Genomic DNA, 19378 nt, shown 5'->3' on the forward strand with positions numbered 1-19378 from the left:
CAGGCTCGTCGGGTTCTCGACGAGGTCTTTCAGCACCGGCCACCGGGCCTCGAAACCGGGGTGGAGGGGAAGCGATTTCACCTCGTCGAGCGGCACCCAGCGCAGTTCGACACTTTCTGCGTCGCCGATCACCGCATCGAAGCGGCGCGTGGCACGCACCCCGACCGTCGTATAACTCCAGATGCCCAGGTCGAGCACACTCGTGAACTCGAGCACGACGGCGTCGGAGGGCACCCCGGCCTCTTCTTCGGCCTCGCGCAGGGCACCACGCACGGCGGACTCGCCCTCGTGCCGCGCGCCGCCCGGGAGGCCCCACGTCCCTCCGAAATGGCTCCATTCGACCCTGTGCTGGAGCAGCACCCCGCGGTCGTCGTGCACGAGGAGTCCGGCAGCACCGAATGTGCCCCAGAACGTGCGCCCGTCGGGCGCGCTGACCCAGGCGTCTCCGCTTCCGCGGGGCCGCCGCGCTGCAGGCCCGTCCGACTTCGACGCCATCACAGCCTGGTGAATCGTGGCACGGCGACGCCGTCGACGACGGTGTCGCCGGTGAACATGTCGAGGGGTCTCACCCAGAGTGAGCCGTCCGCCGACCTGTACACGGCCAGGCGCTCCTCCGTCTCGGTGTGCCGGGCTTCGCCTACGACGTCGTAGCGGCCGCCCTTGAAGTGAACGTACGGGCCGGGCTCCAAGATGTCCATCACTCGATTCTGCCTCATCCATGGGCGCCCGTCCCGGCGTACGTGTTCCGGGAATATTCGCCGAAACCGAGCGGTTCGACCCCATGTAAATGCAAACGCATTGAAATGTGGAGTGGGAATCATCATGAACAAGTCGATCACAATCATCTCGGCCGGACTCAGCCAGCCCTCGTCGACGCGACTGCTCGCCGATCGTCTCGGAGAGGCGACGGCTCGCGCCCTCGGAGACGCGCACGTCGATGCCACGATCACCGTGGTCGAACTGCGCGACCTGGCGCATGAGATCACGAACACTCTGCTGACCGGCTTCGCGGCAGGCGACCTCGCAACCGCCGTCGAGACCGTGAGGAGTGCCGATGCCGTCATCGCAGTGACGCCGATCTTCTCGTCGTCGTACAGCGGCCTTTTCAAGTCTTTCTTCGACATCCTCGAACCGCGCACCCTGGCAGGCAAGCCGGTTCTGATCGCGGCTACGGGCGGCACGGCACGGCACTCGCTCGCCCTCGAATACGCCGTGCGCCCGCTCTTCGCCTACCTGCAATCGGTCGTCGCTCCCACCTCGGTCTTCGCCGCGTCGGAGGACTGGGGAAGCACCGGCGGAACGCACGGTGAACTCGCCGTGCGCATCACCCGCGCGGCGGGCGAACTGGCCGAGCTGATCGAGGGGCGGCCCACGGCCCCGGCTGTCGATGAGCCCGTCATCCCGTTCGCACAGCAGCTGGCGAGGCTCGCCGTCTCTAGGTGACGCGCACGCTCAGGCGCGGCGGAATTGCACGCTGATTCGAGGCCCCACGGCCTTGGCAGACTTGAGGATCGCGTGCTCGTAGGTGCGCTGGCAACTGCCGCCCATGACGATGAGATCGCCGTGACCGACGGCGAACCGCGAGGTGTCTCCCCCGCCGACCGGGCGCACCGACAGCACTCGCTCCGCCCCGACAGACAGGATGGCGACCCGGGTGTCGCGCTGCACGGAGCGACCCACGCGGTCGCCGTGCCACGCGACGCTGTCGTCGCCCGTTCGATAGAAGCAGAGCCCGGCCGTCGCGAACCGCTCGTCATCGAGCTGCGCGTAGTGCTCGTTGAGAAGGCGCATCGATTCGTCGAGCGTCGGGTGCGGCATCCGGTCTGCGGCGCCGAAGTGGCTGACGAGCCGCGGTACTTCGACCACCCGGTCGTACATCTCCCGCCGATCGGCGCGCCAGTCGACGGCGTGGACGAGGTCTTCGAACAGCGAGTCGGAGTTGGCGACCCAGCCCGGCCTCAGGTCGATCCACGCGCCCGCCTCCAGCGGAATTCTGCGCACATCGTCGCCTAAGGAACCGACGATGGGAACGGCGCCTCGATTGTCGAAGAGCGACGCCTGGTATGCATGAGTCATCTCTCGAGCATACGTTCTTTTCGAACATATATTCTACTCGATTCGGCGCTTGCCTCGCAACCGGTCTCGTAGAGTCGAGCCATGGAAACAGCTTCATCGACTCGGGTAGACAGCTGGATCTGGGCCGTGCGACTGGTCAAGACACGCTCCCTCGCCACTGCGGCCTGTCGGGCGGGTCACGTGCGGATCAACGGAGAAAAGGTCAAGGCTGCTCAGACTCTTCGCGTGGGCGACGAAGTCAGGGTTCGCACGACTGACGCCGAGCGCGTCGTAGTGGTGAAGAGACTATTCGCCAAAAGGGTCAGCGCGGTCGTGGCCGCCGAGAGCCTCACCGACACCACGCCGCCGCCTCCCGCCCGCGAGGATGTGCCCTTCGTGCCCATCCGCGACCGCGGTGCCGGGCGCCCCACGAAACGCGAGCGGCGAGACATCGAGAAGCTCCGCGGTCACTGAAACAGTGAGAGCTGACCGCCCGTCGCGATCAGCCGGCGGAACCTTCGGTCAGACCAGGTGAACGCCCTGCTGCAGACGGGTCCGCACCTCGAAGGCATCAAAACGGCGTCTTGCGTCTCCGATGGAGACACCCGAGCGCATCACGGCAGACAACCTCGATCGCGCAATGACGAGGGTTCCCGCGTTGCGGCCACGCTCGATCGATTCGGACGAGGCCTCGACCAAGGCGTCGTCGGGCACCACGATGACCTGCCCGTCGAACGTGACGCCCAACGACTTGCCCAGCTTGCGCGCCGCACGCACGAGGTCGCGCACGGGCTGCTCACCGTCAGGGATCGCGTCGCCCGTCAGTTCACCCCGGTGCAGGCGCACAGGCTCCCCCCAATCCTCGGATGACACGGCCAGCAGCCCGGCAGGTCCGAGCACGATGTGATCGATCGTGAAGCCCGTGGGAGTCGCGACGTCGTTCCAGACGGTGAAGCCCATGCCCAAATCGCTCAGGCTGCGTGCCGTCTGCTCCTCGGCCAGAGCCTTGCCGAGCAACCAGCGGATTTCGCGCGGGGCGCTTCTCACCAGGCTCGGCTCGTAGGGATCGCTCAAGTCGGCACCCCGGCCCGCCCACTCCCTGATGAGCGTGAGGAATCGCTCTCGGGCCTGGCCCCCCGGATGCCCGTACGAGCGCGCCTTCAAACTCGACGCGGTCGACGGCGCACTCGCGCGCGCGCCCCACGGCGACGGCCCCGTGGCACGCGCCGAACCGGTCCGGGCCGAAGCTGTCGATGCTCCCCGGTCGTAGGCTGAGCGCGATTCCGGGTCGCCGACTGCCTGCCACGCCGCCTGAACAGCGTGGAATCGGGCAGGAGAACCGCCTGTGTCGGGATGCGTCTCGCGGAGGCGCCGACGGTACGCACGCCGCAACTCGTCGCCACTGGCCGACGGCGCTATGCCCAGCACCTCGTAGGGTGTGGCCGAGGCCGGACTGTCAGTCATACCGTGCGTGAACCCTCCTGCTCAGTGCGCGACCCGCGGGTCCCGTGCACGAGAATACCGGCCAATCCTGATGTCGGGCCGACGGCGCATCCTGCCCGCTACACCGTCGTCCGACGCATGTCCACCCGTCGAGACCTCCCAGCGGAGGCAGCGCACCATGGATACATGAGAGCACTCACGTGGCAAGGAAAACGAAATGTCCAGGTCGAGACCGTGGCGGATCCGGTCATCGTCGACCCGACCGACGCGATCATCCGCATCACCTCGACGGCGATCTGCGGATCGGATCTGCACCTCTACGAACTGGTCGGACCTTTTCTCGATCGCGGGGACATCCTGGGCCATGAACCCATGGGCATCGTCGAAGAGATCGGCTCGGAGGTGCGCAACCTTGCCGTCGGCGATCGCGTCGTCGTGACGTTCAACATCGCGTGCGGGCACTGCTACATGTGTCGCCGCGGCCTGCAGTCGCAGTGCGAGACGACGCAGGTGAAAGAGCAGGGCTCTGGCGCCTCGCTGTTCGGCTACACCAAGCTGTACGGGCAGGTTCCGGGAGGGCAAGCGGAATTGCTGCGCGTTCCGCTCGCCGACTACAACGCCGTGAAGGTGTCGCAAGACGGTCCCGACGACCGCTACCTCTTTTTGAGCGACATCCTTCCGACGGCATGGCAGGGCGTGCAGTATGCGAACGTGCCAGAGGGCGGCACCCTCGGCGTGCTCGGGCTGGGACCCGTCGGTCAGTTCGTGGCCCGGGTCGGGGTTCACCTCGGATACCGTGTTCTCGCCGTCGATCCCGTCGCGGAGCGCCGCGAGATGGCCGCCCGGCACGGAGCGGAGGTCTGGGATGTGAATGACGACATCGTCGACGTTCTGCGCGACGAGACGGAGGGCCGCGGGCCCGACTCGGTCGTGGATGCCGTCGGCATGGAGGCACACGGCTCGCCCGGCGCCGGATTCGCGCAAGCGATGGTGGGGCTGCTGCCCGACGCGCTCGCCCGGCCCGCAATGGACAAGGCCGGCATCGACCGCCTTGCCGCAATGCACACCGCACTCGACCTCGTGCGCCGCGGCGGAACGGTGTCTCTCAGCGGAGTGTACGCGGGCGAGGCCGACGTGCTGCCGATGAAATCGATGTTCGACAAGCAGGTGTCGATGCGCATGGGCCAGTGCAACGTTCGCAACTGGATCGACGACCTGATTCCCCTCGTAGAGGATCCGTCCGATCCGTTCGGCGTGCTCGATCTCACGACCCACCGCGTCTCACTCGAGGAGGCACCGGCGATGTACGAGGTGTTTCAGAAGAAAGAAGACGGCTGCGTGAAGGTCGTGCTGACTCCCTGAGCCAGCAGATCGGGGACGCGGTCGTTAGGATGGAGTTTTTCTGCCGACCGTCGCCTGGGAAGGGCCGCACCGCCCCGTGTTCGATCTGATCGACTTCCTCCAGGCCGATGCGTTCTCACTGCTCGGAGAGAGCGTGTCGGTGATCGAGGTCATCGGGTTCGTCACGGGTGCGCTCTGCGTGTGGGCCGTGACGCGTCAGATGATCTGGAACTGGCCCGTCGGCATCACCAACAACGCGGCATTCTTCATGCTCTTCATCGGTGCGGGGCTCTACGCCGACGCCGTGCTGCAGGTGATCTTCGCCGGGGTCGCGGCATACGGCTGGTTTCTCTGGAGCCGACGCGCATCCGCCACAGGCGTAGCGGTTCTCGAGGTGCGCCGCGGCACGCGTCGAGAACGCTACTGGGGCATCGCGGCGACAGCGCTGTTCACCGCGGGTGCCGCGATTCTTCTGCAGGGAACGACCGACTCGACCGTCCCGCTACCCGATGCATTCGTTCTGGCCGCGTCACTGCTCGCGACGTGGGGCCAGGCGCGAAAGATCATCGAGCAGTGGTGGGTCTGGATCGCCGTCGACGTGGTGTCCATTCCGCTCTATGCGTCGAAAGGCCTGTGGCTCACCGCGATCCTGTATGTCGGCTTTCTCACCCTGTGCGTCGACGGTCTTCGTCGGTGGAGCAACGAGCTGAGGGACACGCGTTCGCGGCGGCAGACCGCCGAGCACGATCCTGAGGTCGTGACGCGGTGACGACGCGCACGGGACTCATCATCGGCAAGTTCTATCCGCTGCACATCGGACACATCGCGCTGATCGAACGAGCTGCCGGCGAAGTCGACCACCTCGTGGTCCTCGTTCTGGCGACGCAGATCGAGACCATTCCACTCGAGCGCCGCACCGCGTGGGTGAGCACGGCGACGGCACACCTCGCCTCGGTGACCGTTCTGGGCATCCTCGACGATGCGCCGGTGCACTACGACAGCGACATCGCCTGGGTGGCCCACCACGAGGTCACGATGGCCGCCCTCCGCCGGGGTGGTATCCGCAGCATCGATGTGCTCTTCAGCTCGGAGAGCTACGGGGCCGAACTCGCCGAGCGGCTGGGCGCCGTGCACGTTCTGCACGATCGAGAGCGCCGGCGCATCCCCATGAGCGGAACGGCCGGCCGGGCGCGGCTGGCCGATCGGTGGATGCAGCTGGCCGAACCGGCCCGCCTCGACCTCGCCACGCGGATTGTCGTCATCGGCGCGGAATCGACCGGCACGACGACACTCTCCGTAGCCCTGCGCGCGCACTACCGAGCGCGGCACGGATTCGAGTCGATCGCCGAGGTCGACGAATACGGCCGTCGCTTCACCTATGAGTTGCACGAACGCGCAGCCGCCGAGGCGCGAGCATCCGGTTCTCCGCAGCCCCGGGTCGATGATCTCGTCTGGCTGCCCGAGCATTTCGCCGAGATCGCCCGCACGCAGACACGGATGGAGCAGTCCGCCGCTGTCGAGTGCGCCCTCGTGATCGCCGATACAGACGCGTTCGCCACGTCGCTGTGGGAGCGCCGCTACTTCGGCACGCACAGTTCTGCGGCGCTCGAGGCGGCCACGACCGACCTGCCCCGCCGCGACCTCTATCTGATCACCGACCACGTCGACGTTCCCTTCGACCAGGACGGCTGGCGCGACGGTGAGCACATTCGAGGCGAGATGACAGGCTGGATCGTCGACGGCCTCAGCGCTCGCGGTCTTCCCTGGGTGCTGCTGCGGGGAGTGCACTCCACGCGCCTCGAATACTCGATCGAGGTCATCGACGCCCTGTTCGCGAAGAACTCGACCTTCGTCTCCCCGTCGTGGGCGCCGCCGAACCAGTGAACGAGTGACGGCACGCTGGTCACTCCCGGGACCGATCGAGAAAAACGGCCTCAGTGCGACTCGTCGCCCCGAGCTTTCGCAGGATGTTCGAGACGTGCACGCTGGCGGTCTTCGCGCTGATGAACAGCTGTTGTGAGATCTGTTTATTGCTGAGTCCTTCGGCGATCAGGTCGAGTACCTGGCGCTCCCGGGCCGTGATCGTATCCGCACCGGTCTTGTCGCGCCCGTCATCCGCCCTGGTCTGTGCATCGATCCGTTCCTGGCGATCGTGGACGTAGGCCTTGAGATGGCGGGGCACGAGGGGCGAATCGGCGCAGGCCTCCGCCTGGCGCCACGCGCTCGTCGACGCACTCAGCTCGGCTCGCGCGATCGCGGCGTAGGCCGGGGCCGTCGGCCAGGCGCCCAGACGATGGAGAACGTCTTCGAAGCGTGAGCGGATGCCCGGCCTGCCGGCCGAGGGAAGGTGCGACTCGACCGCTGCGAACGCGCGAGCGGCGGTCGCCAGGAGGGGGAGGTCGAGCGACGCGAAGTCGAGATGGTTCTCGTCGAGCACGGATCGAGCGGCCTGCCATGCCTCCATCGATCTGCCTCGATCGAGGCAGATCTCCGCCGCGATCGTGGCCAACGTGCGTTCGAGTCGCGCGTCGATACGAGCCTTCTGACGAAGCTCCGGCATCCATTCCTCGAGAAGCGCGTCAGCGAGGGCACCGTCGCCATGCAGAAGAAGGGAGCGCAGCTTCAGCAGCCGGATGTCGGCGCTGAAGCCGATGGGAGCATCCAATTCGAGCGAACGATCGAGCAAATCGTCGGCCTCGGTCAGCTCACCCAGAGAGAGGAGCGGCCCGATAGTGTTCGACGCGAACATGACTCCGCTCGTGCGCTCGACCCCCCTCGCGACAGCCCGGTCGGCTCCGGCGCGGGCGACGTTGATCGACTCGAGGTACCGTCCGAGCATCGCCAGGGCATCGGAGTAGTTGACCCAGAAACGCATCATCGCCGAGTCGTCGCCCTCGGCGAGGACCCCCGCGAGCTCCAGGTCGGCGAGTCCCTCGTCGATACCGCAGAGGCTCAGCGTCGACATCCCGCGGATGTTCGCCGCGACCGACATGCGGGCCGGAGAGGTCACGGACTCCGCCTCGACGAAGGCGGAGTCCGCGACGGGGATCGCGTCGGCGAACCGAGCCGACAGCATCAGGCGCGCGGCCAGCTCTCCGAGAACGTTCGCGCGAAGCACGCTCCGAGGTTCGTTCTCGAGAACATCCAGGGCCTGCCGAAGCAGCTCGATCGAACCCTCTCGGCCGATGTTGGCGAGAAACGATGCCTTGTCGCGCAGCATCCGCGCGAAGAAGGGCGCATCGGAGGGTGACGAGGACGCGATCGCCTCGTCGATGAGCGAAATCGCACGGTCACTACGCCCGGCGTTGCGCAGCATGTACGCGGTGTCCGCCATCAATTCCTCCAGGCTTCTGCCCGCGACACGGTCTGCCTCGGGCACGTGCTGCCAGAGGTCGATCGCACGTTCTCCCATGCGGGCGGCCACCGAGAATGCATACGACGACCGGGCGGCGTCCATCGCATCGAGGGCCGATGCGAACGCTCGGGGCAGATCATGGGCGGCCATCCAGTGGTACGCGATCTGCGAGGCCCCCGTGTGCGAGTGCGCGCGCGCCGACAGGGCCTCGGCGTACCTCGTGTGAAAGCGCATGCGTTCACCCGGCAGCAACTGCTCATGAACGGCGTCTCGAACCAGCGCGTGCCGAAATCGGTACGCCGTGTCGTCGACGACGAGAATATGCGCCCGAACCGCCTCGCGGGCCGCGTTCTCGATGCTCTGCTCGTCGATCGACGACACGGCCAGAAGCACATCGTGGTCGACCTCTGCGCCTCCCGACGCGAGCAGTCGCAGCATCTGCTGCGTCTCGTCGCTCACGGAATCGTATCGGGCCAGCAGGATGTCTCGAAGCGTGTCGGGCAGTCGGTCGGCGTCGTGCGACTGTTGCCACGACAGAAGTTCTTCGATGAAGAACGGAATTCCGTCGGATCGTTCGTAGAGGAGCGAGAAGTCGATCGACGAGCGCGTATCGCTCGAAAGCTGCCGAGCGAGCGCCCTGGCCTGTCTTCGTGTGAGCCTCGTCAACTCGACTCGTTCGACCGCCCTGCTGCGATCGAGTTCTGGCAGCCAGGAGCGCAACGCGGAGCGCGCGCTCGCGTCTTCGGTGCGGATGGTGAGAATCAGGAGAACGCGGCTGCCGCGCTCGAGCGAGGCGAGATAGCGAAGGAGTTCGAGCGTCGCCGGGTCGGTCCAATGCACGTCTTCGACGATGATCACGAGGGGCCTCGACTGGGACAGGGTCGTCAGAAGTCCGGCGACGCTGTCGAACATGCGTCCCGCTCCGCCACGTTCGCCGTTCGCCATATCGGGCGATGACACGAGTTCCGGCACGAGTTCCGGCACGAGCACCGACACCGAACTGATGCCCGGCCCGGCCGCATCCCGGATCGTCTCCGGCCCGAAGGCTGCGACCAGGCCCCGCAAGACGGCGACTATCGGACCATAGGGTGGGGCGTCACGGTCGAGGTCGACGCATTGTCCACGAACGACGAGAGGATCGCCGGCCGCGTTCTCGCTGAATTCGTCGACGAGGCGCGTCTTTCCGATTCCGGCCTCACCACTCAAGACCACGATACGGAATGCTCCCGCGCGGGCCTCGGCGAGGGCTCGATCGAGCGTCTCGAGCTCGTTCTCCCTGCCGACGATGCCGGGCCGGGCAGCACTTCTGGTCACCGTCCTATCGTGCCAGTGTCGGGCGACGGTTGGAGTGGGGTCGACCGAGGGTGTCAGGAGGTCGATCCGGCACGATGGGCGACGCGCCGCGGCGCACGTCTGAAAGGCGCACGCGCCCAATCGAGCGCCCGGCGAATGAGACGGCGTGGCTCGCCAGGATCGGCCTGCTCACGCGCGATCCTTCGGAGCTCGAGTTCCCGTTCCATGCGGGCCTCGGCCTCACGGTAGAGCCGGTAGTAGGAATAATCGCTGATGTTCACGGTGCCGCTCCTCGTCGATGGGAATCTCTCTACGTACCGAGATTCCTCTCTAAGGAGGGGGCCGGGCATCGGGCGAATTGCCTATCTTCGCGGCGTCTGCGACTCGTTCGACGTACGCAACTCTTCTGCCGCATCCGGCGTTCGGTGAGCCCACGCCTCGGCGATCTCGCCGAGGTGACGGGATGCTTCGCTCAACACGTCGGCACGCGCCGAGTATCGCAATTCGCGGCCGACCCGCCTCGACGACACGAGTCCGGCCGCGTCGAGAGCGGCGAGGTGCTTGGCAATGGCCTGCCTGCTCACCGGCACCGTTGCGGCGAGGGTCGAGGCCGACAGTTCGGCACCGGCGATCCGGCCGAGGATCTGCCACCGGGTCGCTTCGCCTAAAGCGGAGCAGACCTGGCGGAGGTGTTCGAGATCATGCGCCACGGGTGGGTTCCTTCGACTGGGCGGGCAGCGGATGCCGTCAGTCTAGGGCAACCTCCGGGTTGCGTTGAGGGCGGATCAATACCAGTTCATCGACTGGGAGTGCGACCAGGCCGCACAGGGGGTTCCGTAACCTCGTTTGATATAATCGAGCCCCCACGTCACCTGCGTTGTGGCGTTCGTCTCCCAGTCGGATCCGGCCGACGCCATCTTGCTTCCCGGTAGCGCCTGAGGAATTCCGGCGGCACCGCTGGAGGCGTTCTCCGCCCGATAATTCCATCCCGACTCCTTCTGCCAGAGCGAGACCAGGCAGGAGAACTGCTCACCGCCCCAGCCGTATTTCGACGTACCGAGCGCTTCTGCTGTCGCCTTGGCGCCCGCGACGGTGTTGCCTGCGGCGAGCGCCTCGGCTGCTGCGGCCTCGGCCGCAACGGCGGCGGCTGCGGCCGCCTGGTCGGCCTCGCTCGCGGCCGCCTGCACGCTGGCCTTCGCGGAGGAGGCCTGCTTCACCAGCGACAGCACGGTGTCCCGGTCGAGAGTCTGATATGCCGACAGCGAGGCGACAGTCGAGGAGAGCGGCGTGGTGTCCACCTTGTTCTGCACCGCCGCGATCACCAGGTTTGCATCATCGATCGTCGACTGGGCCTTGTCGTTCGTCTGGGCCTTGGCGATGACTTCGTAGATGCCCAGCTGATCGCGCTGCAGACCTGTTCCGATCGCGAGTTGAGCCGTAGCCGTAGCCGCAGCGCGGTCGGCCGATGCCGAGTTGGCCTGCACGACGAACCCCGTGCCCACGAACGAGCCCGCGATGGCCGCAATGCCGGTGGCCACGAGATATCTTCTTCGGGTGGTTCTGCGGCGGGTGTTCGCCAGCTCCCGCCGGGTGTTCGTCAGCTCCCGCCGAGTGGTGGTAAACGCGCGTGGGGTCGGATCGGTCTGTGAGGCCTGGTGCATGTCGTCCAATGAATCGTCGAGCGGCATGCCGACAGCAAGCGCGGCCGTGCCAGGGCGCTCGCGTATCCCCATGGTTCTCTGTCTGTCCGGAGGGGACGAGGCCATTTTCGCAACCGGGTAAGGGCGAAGCCTCGTGGCGTGACGAATCGATATCGGGTGCGCCCACGGCCACGAATCGACGCGCGGGCGAGGGCTAGTATGCGCACCCCTCCTGAGTTTTCGCGGTGAATCCCCTGCGCGCGCCGCTCGTTGCCGTGAACGATCCGCTAACGGGTCTCGATTTCGTGCGGCGGCAGCGCCTCATGGTTGCGGCGACCATGGGTGCGCCTGTTCTCTTTCATCTCCGCCTCGAAGAGATGGCGCCTGCCCCCGGCGAGTTCTGCACGCGCCGACGATTCGGCATCCCGGAACGCCGCGTAGTAGCCGTCGTCGTAGTCCTCGACGATCTGAAACGTCCAGCGCCCCTCGATGACGTTTCGCCCGACGAGATCCGCGTCGATACGCGAGGCGATCTCGTGGTGCCCGGCTGTGCGGAGCAACTCGACCGCCTCGCCCAACGCGAGGTCGGCGGTGCCCGTCAGGCGGTGGAAGGCGTACAACTCGCCGCGCGCGTGCTCGACGACTTCGAGCGCCTCGGACAGTTTTCCCAGTGCCTCGATCGTTGCGTCGTCGACGCCCTGCGGTCTGCGGTGGCTCTCGTCGGGTCGGTCGTGTGAGGTCATGACCTCATGCTAGGGATGCGACACGTCCCCGGTTCGGGGCTTGCAGACATCGGCGTCGGGGGTTGGCACGTCGCCGACAAGGGAGCAGGATCGCTGCTATGGCGACTCCCCTTTCGAATCCCCCCGTACCCATGCTGGCGAAATCCGTCGCCGTCCTCCCTGAGCCCGACAGCGTGCCGGGCGGGTTCGGCTACGAACCGAAGTGGGACGGTTTCCGCGGGATCGTCACCTACGACGGAGAATCGATCGAGATCACCAGCCGCGGGTCGAAGCCGCTCACACGTTACTTTCCCGAGTTGGTCGAGACATTCGAATCCCAGCTCACCGAGCCGTGCGTCCTCGACGGAGAAATCGTGGTGCGCCACGGCACTCCAGGGCGGGAACGGCTCGACTGGGATGCGCTGTCGCAACGGATCCACCCGGCGGCCAGTCGCATCCAGACCCTGTCGCGTGAGACGCCGGCGAGTTTCATCGCATTCGATCTCATCGAACGAGGCGAGCAGTCGCTGATCGAGCAGGCGTTCGCCGACCGGAGAAGGTCGCTGGTCGACCTGCTGGGCGGAGCGGCCTCGCCTCTGCACATAAGCCAGCTGACCCAGGATGTCGAGACCGCCCGGCGCTGGCTCGTCGAGTTCGAGGGAGCGGGGCTCGACGGTGTTCTCGCCAAGCCTCTGGCGGCTCCGTACTCCCCGGGAAAACGCGTGATGCTGAAGGTCAAGCACCACAGGTCAGCGGATGTCGTCGTGCTGGGCTATCGGCTGCACACCAGCGGCGACGGCGTCGGCTCCCTCCTCCTCGGCCTCTACGACGATTCCGGTGAGCTGCGAAGCGTCGGCGGCGCATCGGCCTTCACAGCCCGACGCCGACTCGAACTCGTGGCCGAGCTCGAGCACGCCGTGATGCGGGGCTCCGACGGGGCCGTCGTCACCGGAGAGGGCGAGCGAAGCCGGTTCTCGTCGGGTAAAGACGTGTCGTTCGTGCGGCTGGAGCCGCGCATCGTCGCGGAGGTGCGCTACGACCAGATGGAGGGGTCACGGTTTCGGCACACGGTGCAGTTCGACCGCTGGCGTCCCGACCGGGACGCCCGCTCGTGCACGTTCGATCAGCTCGAGACGCCCGTCGCCTACGACCTCGGAGATGTGCTGGCGTAGCGGCATCGAGCACGCGCACTGCAGGTCAGGCCTGCTTCTTGGCCCTGCTCGGTTGAACTCGCGGCGGCTCCCCCGGCATCTTCGGATAGTCGGGAGGAAACGGCAATTCGCCCAAACCGCTTCGCAGGTCGCGCTCCCACCACTCGAGAAGCACGTCGATCGTGCCTGGTGCCTCGTGCATCGCCGCCCACGGGTCCCCCGTCGTCGACAACCGCTCGGGCACCGTCAGGATCGTGAAGCGCGCCGGGTCGGCACCGTCGAGTTCGTTCCATTCGAGGGGGCAGGATACGGGAGCGTGGGCGAGTGCCCGCGGACTGTAGGCGCCGGCCATCGTTCGATCGCGATTGGCCTGGTTGTAGTCCACGAAGATGCGCTCCCCGCGCTCCTCTTTCCACCAGTTGGTGGTGACCTCCCTGGGCATCCGTCGTTCGAGCTCGCGCGCCGCGGCGATCACCGCGTGTCGCACGTCGAGAAACTCCCGGTCGGGCCGGATCGGCGCGAACACGTGAAGCCCACGATTTCCCGAGGTCTTGATGAAGGCATCCAGCCCCGCCTCGGCCAGAACCGCCCGCAACGCGACGGCCACCGGTTTGGCATCATCGAAGTCGGTGCCGGGCTGCGGATCGAGATCGATGCGCAACTGGTCGGGAAAGTCGCTCGTCTCGGCCCGCGAGGCCCACGGGTGAAACACGATGGTGTTCATCTGCGCGGCCCACACGGCTGCGGCCGGTTCGTCGAGCACGAGTTGTGGATGCGTGCGGCCGCTCGGGTAGACCACCGCCTCGCTGCGAACGTAGTCGGGCGTTCCCTTGGGAGGGTTCTTCGAGAAGAACTGCTCGCCGTCGATGCCGCCCGAGAAGCGTTGCAGCGACACGGGACGGTCGCCGTTCGCGTCGATGAACGCCGTGCCGACGGCCACGAGATAGTGCGCCAGGTCGAGTTTCGTGATTCCTGGCTCGGGCCAGAGCACCCGTGACGGGCTCGAGATTCGAACCTCGCGATCGCCGTCAGGACCGGGGACGCTGATGCTTGTCGCTTCGCTCGCCATAGGGGCAGGCTACTCGCGCGGGCGGGGCGCCGTCACTCCCCTCGCGAGGCACGACCCACGAATCGGCGACCCGTGCACGGTAACGTGACCCGCATGGACGCCTACACCGAGAATCCCCGCACCAACGTCTTGGCCATCGTCAGCCTGGTCACGAGCATCCTGGGACTGGCGATCGTGCCCATCATTCTCGGCCACATCTCGCTGAGCCAGATCAGACGAACCCGCGAGCAGGGGCGTGTGATGGCGATCATCGGTCTCGTCATCGGTTACCTCAGCCTGCTGGGATACCTGATCCTGATCGCCATCGCGGTTGTCGTTTTCGTCAGCCGCGGAATGTCCGGGGCGTGAGTGCCGTTGTGATCGGGGATGGTGTTCGTCGCGAGCACCGTCTCGCACTCGAAACCGAAAGCCGCCACGCCATGTCGATTCCGCTGTCCATCCTCGACCTCGCTCCGATCGCGCCGGGCCAGACGGCCCGTGAGAGCTTCGAGGGCAGCGTTCTGCTCGCCCAGGCCGCCGAGCGTGCCGGCTACCGCCGTGTCTGGTACGCGGAGCACCACAACATGGCCACGATCGCCTCGTCGGCGACGAGTGTGCTCATCGGATATGTGGCCGCGCACACCTCATCGATCAGACTCGGCTCCGGCGGAGTGATGCTGCCGAATCATTCGCCGCTCACCATCGCCGAGCAGTTCGGCACGCTCGAGACCCTGTTCCCGGGGCGCGTCGACCTGGGCCTCGGGCGCGCGCCCGGCAGCGACCAGAACACGATGCGTGCGCTCCGTCGCGACCCGATGTCGGCGGATTCCTTTCCTCAAGACGTGGTCGAGCTGCAGGGCTTCCTCAGCGGCGATTCGCGTATTCCCGGGGTTCAGGCCGTGCCCCGCGCCGGCGGAATCGTTCCCCTCTACATCCTCGGATCCTCGCTCTTCGGCGCTCAGCTCGCCGCTCAGCTCGGGCTGCCTTACGCCTTCGCGTCGCACTTCGCACCGGATGCGCTGCACGACGCCGTGGCGGCGTATCGCAGCGGGTTCCGGCCGTCGGAGCAGCTGGCCGAGCCGCACGTCATCGCGGGGGTCAACGTCGTCGCATCCGACGACCACGACGACGCCGCCCGGCAGGCGGCGACGACCCGGCGAGCGCGCGTGCGCGGCATGATCTCCCGGGGACCGGCGACCCCCGACTACAGCGACGCCCAGATCGACGACTTTCTCACCACGCCGAACGGGCGACAGCTCGCGTCGATGATGACCTACTCGGCCGTCGGCACGCCCGAAGAGGTGCGCGACTACCTCGAGAACTTCGCGCACCACGCTCAGGCCGACGAGCTGATTCTCGCGCACCAGTCCCCCGAGCTGCCCGGCCGGCTCCGCTCGGTCGAACTCACGGCCGAGGCGATGGCTACGGTCTCGGCGTAGGGTTCGGGTCTACCCTCACCAGGTTCCGGATGGCGACTCGATCAGCGGCACCGGCGCGTACGACCAGTGGCCGCCGTTCGCGTAGTGACTGGTGGCCCAGGGCGACGCCCAGATCGCCTGTTCGATCTCTGCTGTTGGGGCCGACGACGAGAATCCGGCGACGATGCCAGCGTAGCCCGGATTGCTGTGCAGTGCCTCTGCAGCATTCTCTGCGGCGATGACCAGGTTGTCGTAGCTCCCGAGGCCGCTGTTGCCGCCGGATCCCCAGCCGTTGTTGAGGGGGTTGTTTCGGTTCCACCAGTCGTCGGGTCCGTTCTCCTGCCGCATCCAGCGCAGCATCACCGTGATGTTGTCATCGGTGCGCGGAAAATCTCCGAGCAGCAGCACGAGTTCGGCCCAGTCCCTGTTCGTGCGTCCCTCGCTCAGTCCCTCGACGCCGGCCACGGTCGCGAACGAATCCCGGGCGATGGATGCGTGAGCGAGCCCCGCAGGCAGGTCCAGCACCTGCCGCGAGGGCATCCCGACCGAGAGGGCGCTCTCGAGCGCCAGGTCCGCCTGCGCGGGCGTCGTGGCCGGAGCGATCGCCGTCAGAGCGGCCAACGCCAGCACGGCCGAGAATGCGGTGATACCCAGGATGCGACGCGCCAGTCGTGCGCGTCGGGAGACGGGTCGAACGACCGGCCTCGACGGGGGCTGGTGATAGCTGTTCATGGGCAGTAGGCCAACTGTACGCTCGGATCATGCAGAACCGATTCTCGAGGGACGACGTCTTCGCCGTGTGCGATGCCCTGCCTGCCACGCGAAACGAGAATCCCTTCGGCCCCGAGACGAGCGTCTACAAGGTCGTCGGCAAGGTGTTCGCCATCACGAATCTCGACGGCGAACCGGTGACCGTCACCCTCAAGGCCGATCCGCCGCACGCGGAGGCGCTCGTCAGGGATCACGCGTGGATCACCCCCGGCTACCACATGAACAAGCGCCACTGGGTGACAGCGACGATCGGTCCCGACCTCGATCCGCAACTCCTCACCGACCTGATCGTCAACTCCTACGAGCTGGTCGTGGCGGGGCTGCCGCGAGACAAGCGACCGACCTGACGCCCGCACCCGCACGTTGGACTACCGTTGGAGGATGGCATCCTCTACAATTTCCGGCCCGACCGAGGCCGATAGCGCTCAGGCCGAGACGTTCTCCGACCTCGGCCTCGATGACGCGGTGCTTAAGGCACTCAAAGATGTGGGCTACGAGACCCCGTCCGCCATCCAGGCCGCAACGATCCCCCTGCTCCTCGACGGCCGCGACGTCGTCGGCCTTGCCCAGACGGGCACCGGCAAAACCGCCGCGTTCGCCCTTCCGATCCTTTCCCGCCTCGACCTCGCGCAGAAGACGCCGCAGGCGCTCGTGCTGGCGCCCACGCGCGAGCTCGCCCTGCAGGTCTGCGAGGCCTTCGAGAAGTACGCCTCGCACCTGCGCGGCGTACATGTGCTCCCCGTCTACGGCGGCCAGGGCTATGGCGTGCAACTGTCGGCTCTGCGCCGTGGCGTGCACATCGTCGTCGGCACACCCGGCCGCATCATGGACCACCTCGAAAAGGGCACGCTCGACCTCTCGCAGCTGAAGTACCTGGTGCTCGACGAGGCCGACGAGATGCTCAAGATGGGCTTCGCCGAAGACGTCGAGACGATCTTGGCCGACACTCCCGACGACAAGCAGGTCGCGCTGTTCTCGGCGACGATGCCGTCGCAGATCCGGCGCATCTCGGCCAAGTACCTGCACGACCCCGAAGAGATCACGGTCAAGAACAAGACCACGACGTCGGTCAACACCACCCAGCGCTATCTCATCGTGTCGTACCCGCAGAAGGTCGACGCGCTGACCCGCATTCTCGAGACCGAGAACTTCGAGGGCATGATCGTGTTCACCCGCACGAAGAACGAGACCGAGACGCTCGCCGAGAAGCTGCGCGCCCGGGGCTATTCCGCCGCAGCCATCAATGGTGACATCGTTCAGGCCCAGCGCGAACGCACCGTCAACCAGCTCAAGTCGGGCAAGCTCGACATCCTCGTGGCCACCGATGTGGCAGCCCGCGGTCTCGACGTGGAGCGCATCAGCCACGTGGTCAACTTCGACATCCCCATCGACACGGAGTCGTATGTGCACCGCATCGGCCGCACCGGCCGGGCCGGCCGCACGGGAGACGCCATCAGTTTCGTCACGCCTCGGGAGCGTCGCATGCTCACCGCCATCGAGAAGGCGACCCGGCAGCCGCTGACCGAGATGAAGCTGCCGAGCGTCGACGACGTGAACGCCACGCGCCTCACCCGGTTCGACGACGCCATCACCGCGGCGCTCAGCCAGCCCGCACAGATCCAGCAGTTCCGCGACATCGTCGGCCACTACGTGGAGCACCACGATGTGCCCGAGGCCGATGTGGCCGCGGCGCTCGCCGTGGTCGCCCAGGGCGACACTCCCCTGCTGCTCGACCCCGAGCCCGTGCGGGCACCGAGGTTCGAGCGCGATTCCCGCGATCGGCCCGATCGTTCCGACCGCCCGGATCGGTTCCGTGACGACCGGCCGGCGCGAGCCGAGCGTGGAACCCACGGCGACAAGTGGGAGCGTCCCGACCGCGGCGACCGACCGGATCGCGCGCCGCGCAGCTCGGGAGGCCCGAAGACCACCTACCGCATCGCCGTCGGCAAGCGTCAGAAAGTCGAGCCTCGCCAGATCGTCGGTGCCATCGCCAACGAGGGCGGGCTCAACCGCGGAGACTTCGGCGCCATCCAGATCCGACCCGACTTCTCGCTGGTCGAGCTTCCGTCGGATTTGTCGTCCGATGTGCTCGACCGCCTTTCGAACACCCGTATTAGCGGCAAGCTCATCGAGCTGACGCCCGATCGCGCGGGCAACTCGGCCAAGCGTGAGGATCGCCCGCGCTACGGTCGCGACTGACCCGCGCTGAACGACGCCGCCCGGCCGATTACTGCTTCGTGCTCTTCTCGATGCTCATCACGAGAACGACACGATCGGCAGAGCGGGCGGCGGCGTCTGTTCGGCGTTGCCGTAGCGCTTGCCGAGCACGACATAGAACGCGCCGGTGGGATCCGGTTCGACGGCGATGAGTCGCCCGCGCACCTCGAGGTAGCGGAAGGGATTGTCGGGGTCGATCGCCGACAGGCTCATCGACGGATTGTGCTGCAGGTTCCTGAACTTGGCCCTCTTCGTCGTGTGCGTGAATCGCAGGGTGTCGCCGTCGCGCAGGAACCACATGGGGTTCACCTGCACGGTGTCGTCGGGCCGGATCGTTCCGAGGTGGCCGTAATTGGCCTGCTCGAGCAGGTCAGCGTAGTCGGCGGGGATGATTTCTCTCATGCCCTCATCAAAGCACGCACCCGCATGAGCGCTCGAGTGATCTCCGGCTGTCCGAGCAGCACGGCCGCGAGCACGATGAGCACGCCCAGCATCTGCCGCAGGGTCAGCAACTCGCCTGCGACGAGGGTTCCGAGCAGCACACCCGTGACCGGGTTGAGCAGGCCGACCAGTCCCACCGTTCCCGCACCGAGGTGACGCAGACCCGTGAACCACGCCACGAAAGCGATCGCCGTTCCCACGATGCTGATGTAGGCGTACGCGAACCAGGTCGTGACATCCATCGCCGGCGGCGCGCCCTCGACGGCGACGGCGACCGGTGCCAGGACCAGACCTGCGGCGACGAGCTGCCACGCGGTCAGCGAGACTGCGTCGACATCGGCGCTCCATTTCTGGGCAAGCACGTATCCGAGCGACGACATCGCGAGCGCGGCGATGGATGCGGTGACGCCGGCCGCGTCGATCGTGCGGGTTCCGGCCAGAAGCAGTAGCGCGACACCCAGGATGCCGACGCCCGCCGCCAGC

General features: G+C 66.8%; 23 protein-coding genes. 10 read left to right on the forward strand and 13 right to left on the reverse strand.

Annotated elements, in window-relative coordinates:
• Positions 1-495, reverse strand: a 495-nt coding sequence (locus tag ACE5CZ_RS04950; RefSeq protein WP_374946229.1) for an NUDIX domain-containing protein, incomplete at its 3' end; no start/stop codon positions are given.
• The gene (locus ACE5CZ_RS04955) at positions 495-698 is read right to left on the reverse strand and encodes a DUF1653 domain-containing protein (protein ID WP_374946230.1); all 204 of its coding nucleotides are present in this window, start codon (positions 696-698) and stop codon (positions 495-497) included. The genes ACE5CZ_RS04950 and ACE5CZ_RS04955, both read right to left, overlap by 1 nt.
• Positions 699-822: 124 nt before the next feature.
• Here ACE5CZ_RS04955 and ACE5CZ_RS04960 point away from each other — a divergent pair, with 124 nt between their 5' ends.
• Entirely contained in the window at positions 823-1443 is a 621-nt protein-coding gene (locus tag ACE5CZ_RS04960) for an FMN reductase (protein ID WP_374946231.1), read from the forward strand.
• Positions 1444-1452: 9 nt separating this feature from the next.
• On the opposite strand, the gene ACE5CZ_RS04965 is transcribed toward ACE5CZ_RS04960, so the two are convergent.
• Positions 1453-2076, reverse strand: coding sequence for an alpha-ketoglutarate-dependent dioxygenase AlkB (locus ACE5CZ_RS04965; protein WP_374946232.1), 624 nt, complete (start codon positions 2074-2076; stop codon positions 1453-1455).
• A gap of 81 nt (positions 2077-2157) precedes the next feature.
• Between ACE5CZ_RS04965 and ACE5CZ_RS04970 the strand changes: the two genes are divergently transcribed.
• A complete protein-coding gene (locus ACE5CZ_RS04970; RefSeq protein WP_374946233.1) occupies positions 2158-2529 on the forward strand; it encodes an RNA-binding S4 domain-containing protein in 372 nt (123 codons plus the stop codon).
• A 48-nt stretch (positions 2530-2577) separates the two neighbouring features.
• Here ACE5CZ_RS04970 and ACE5CZ_RS04975 read toward each other — a convergent pair whose 3' ends face one another.
• Positions 2578-3519, reverse strand: a complete 942-nt coding sequence (locus tag ACE5CZ_RS04975) for a DnaJ domain-containing protein (protein ID WP_374946234.1) — start codon at positions 3517-3519, stop codon at positions 2578-2580.
• A gap of 165 nt (positions 3520-3684) precedes the next feature.
• Between ACE5CZ_RS04975 and ACE5CZ_RS04980 the strand changes: the two genes are divergently transcribed.
• The 3 genes from ACE5CZ_RS04980 (at position 3685) to ACE5CZ_RS04990 (ending at position 6723) form a co-directional block, all read left to right on the forward strand.
• Positions 3685-4860: an alcohol dehydrogenase catalytic domain-containing protein gene (locus ACE5CZ_RS04980; protein ID WP_374946235.1), complete on the forward strand. Its 1176-nt coding sequence runs from the start codon at positions 3685-3687 to the stop codon at positions 4858-4860.
• 76 nt (positions 4861-4936) lie between these two features.
• Positions 4937-5608 carry a nicotinamide riboside transporter PnuC gene (pnuC, locus tag ACE5CZ_RS04985; RefSeq protein WP_374946236.1) on the forward strand — a complete coding sequence of 224 codons (672 nt, stop codon included), beginning with the start codon at positions 4937-4939 and terminating at the stop codon, positions 5606-5608.
• Positions 5605-6723 (forward strand): AAA family ATPase, encoded by a 1119-nt coding sequence (locus tag ACE5CZ_RS04990; protein WP_374946237.1) that lies wholly within the window; start codon positions 5605-5607, stop codon positions 6721-6723. The genes pnuC and ACE5CZ_RS04990 overlap by 4 nt, the downstream gene beginning before the upstream one ends.
• Before the next feature lie 19 nt (positions 6724-6742).
• Here ACE5CZ_RS04990 and ACE5CZ_RS04995 read toward each other — a convergent pair whose 3' ends face one another.
• From ACE5CZ_RS04995 to ACE5CZ_RS05015, 5 genes are all read right to left on the reverse strand, one after another.
• Positions 6743-9508: an AAA family ATPase gene (locus tag ACE5CZ_RS04995; protein WP_374946238.1), complete on the reverse strand. Its 2766-nt coding sequence runs from the start codon at positions 9506-9508 to the stop codon at positions 6743-6745.
• A gap of 53 nt (positions 9509-9561) precedes the next feature.
• On the reverse strand, positions 9562-9768 hold the full coding sequence (locus ACE5CZ_RS05000) for a hypothetical protein (protein WP_374946239.1): 207 nt from the start codon (positions 9766-9768) through the stop codon (positions 9562-9564).
• Between the two features lie 81 nt (positions 9769-9849).
• On the reverse strand, positions 9850-10197 hold the full coding sequence (locus ACE5CZ_RS05005) for an ArsR/SmtB family transcription factor (RefSeq protein ID WP_374946240.1): 348 nt from the start codon (positions 10195-10197) through the stop codon (positions 9850-9852).
• Positions 10198-10272: 75 nt separating this feature from the next.
• Entirely contained in the window at positions 10273-11025 is a 753-nt protein-coding gene (locus tag ACE5CZ_RS05010) for a hypothetical protein (protein ID WP_374946241.1), read from the reverse strand.
• Between the two features lie 389 nt (positions 11026-11414).
• On the reverse strand, positions 11415-11870 hold the full coding sequence (locus ACE5CZ_RS05015; protein ID WP_374946242.1) for a hypothetical protein: 456 nt from the start codon (positions 11868-11870) through the stop codon (positions 11415-11417).
• A gap of 98 nt (positions 11871-11968) precedes the next feature.
• Here ACE5CZ_RS05015 and ACE5CZ_RS05020 point away from each other — a divergent pair, with 98 nt between their 5' ends.
• The gene (locus tag ACE5CZ_RS05020; protein WP_374946243.1) at positions 11969-13021 is read left to right on the forward strand and encodes an ATP-dependent DNA ligase; all 1053 of its coding nucleotides are present in this window, start codon (positions 11969-11971) and stop codon (positions 13019-13021) included.
• Between the two features lie 25 nt (positions 13022-13046).
• Here ACE5CZ_RS05020 and ligD read toward each other — a convergent pair whose 3' ends face one another.
• Positions 13047-14069: a non-homologous end-joining DNA ligase gene (gene ligD / locus ACE5CZ_RS05025; protein ID WP_374946244.1), complete on the reverse strand. Its 1023-nt coding sequence runs from the start codon at positions 14067-14069 to the stop codon at positions 13047-13049.
• Between the two features lie 93 nt (positions 14070-14162).
• Here ligD and ACE5CZ_RS05030 point away from each other — a divergent pair, with 93 nt between their 5' ends.
• Complete coding sequence (locus ACE5CZ_RS05030) at positions 14163-14417, forward strand: DUF4190 domain-containing protein (protein ID WP_374946245.1); 255 nt, start codon at positions 14163-14165, stop codon at positions 14415-14417.
• Positions 14418-14488: 71 nt separating this feature from the next.
• On the forward strand, positions 14489-15487 hold the full coding sequence (locus ACE5CZ_RS05035; protein ID WP_374946246.1) for an LLM class flavin-dependent oxidoreductase: 999 nt from the start codon (positions 14489-14491) through the stop codon (positions 15485-15487).
• Between the two features lie 15 nt (positions 15488-15502).
• Here the strand turns inward: ACE5CZ_RS05035 and ACE5CZ_RS05040 are convergent, their stop codons facing one another.
• Positions 15503-16198, reverse strand: a complete 696-nt coding sequence (locus ACE5CZ_RS05040) for a hypothetical protein (RefSeq protein WP_374946247.1) — start codon at positions 16196-16198, stop codon at positions 15503-15505.
• A 29-nt stretch (positions 16199-16227) separates the two neighbouring features.
• On the opposite strand from ACE5CZ_RS05040, the gene ACE5CZ_RS05045 reads away from it, so the two are divergent.
• Both ACE5CZ_RS05045 and ACE5CZ_RS05050 read left to right on the forward strand, forming a co-directional pair.
• Entirely contained in the window at positions 16228-16584 is a 357-nt protein-coding gene (locus tag ACE5CZ_RS05045) for an MmcQ/YjbR family DNA-binding protein (RefSeq protein ID WP_374946248.1), read from the forward strand.
• A gap of 34 nt (positions 16585-16618) precedes the next feature.
• Positions 16619-18436 carry a DEAD/DEAH box helicase gene (locus ACE5CZ_RS05050; protein WP_374946249.1) on the forward strand — a complete coding sequence of 606 codons (1818 nt, stop codon included), beginning with the start codon at positions 16619-16621 and terminating at the stop codon, positions 18434-18436.
• A 57-nt stretch (positions 18437-18493) separates the two neighbouring features.
• Here the strand turns inward: ACE5CZ_RS05050 and ACE5CZ_RS05055 are convergent, their stop codons facing one another.
• Together ACE5CZ_RS05055 and ACE5CZ_RS05060 are read right to left on the reverse strand one after the other, a co-directional pair.
• On the reverse strand, positions 18494-18856 hold the full coding sequence (locus ACE5CZ_RS05055; RefSeq protein ID WP_374946250.1) for a PPOX class F420-dependent oxidoreductase: 363 nt from the start codon (positions 18854-18856) through the stop codon (positions 18494-18496).
• A partial coding sequence (locus ACE5CZ_RS05060) for a DMT family transporter (protein WP_374946251.1) occupies positions 18853-19378 on the reverse strand: 526 nt, incomplete at its 5' end. The genes ACE5CZ_RS05060 and ACE5CZ_RS05055, both read right to left, overlap by 4 nt.

Source organism: Agreia sp. (assembly GCF_964263775.1).
GTDB lineage: Bacteria > Actinomycetota > Actinomycetes > Actinomycetales > Microbacteriaceae > Agreia.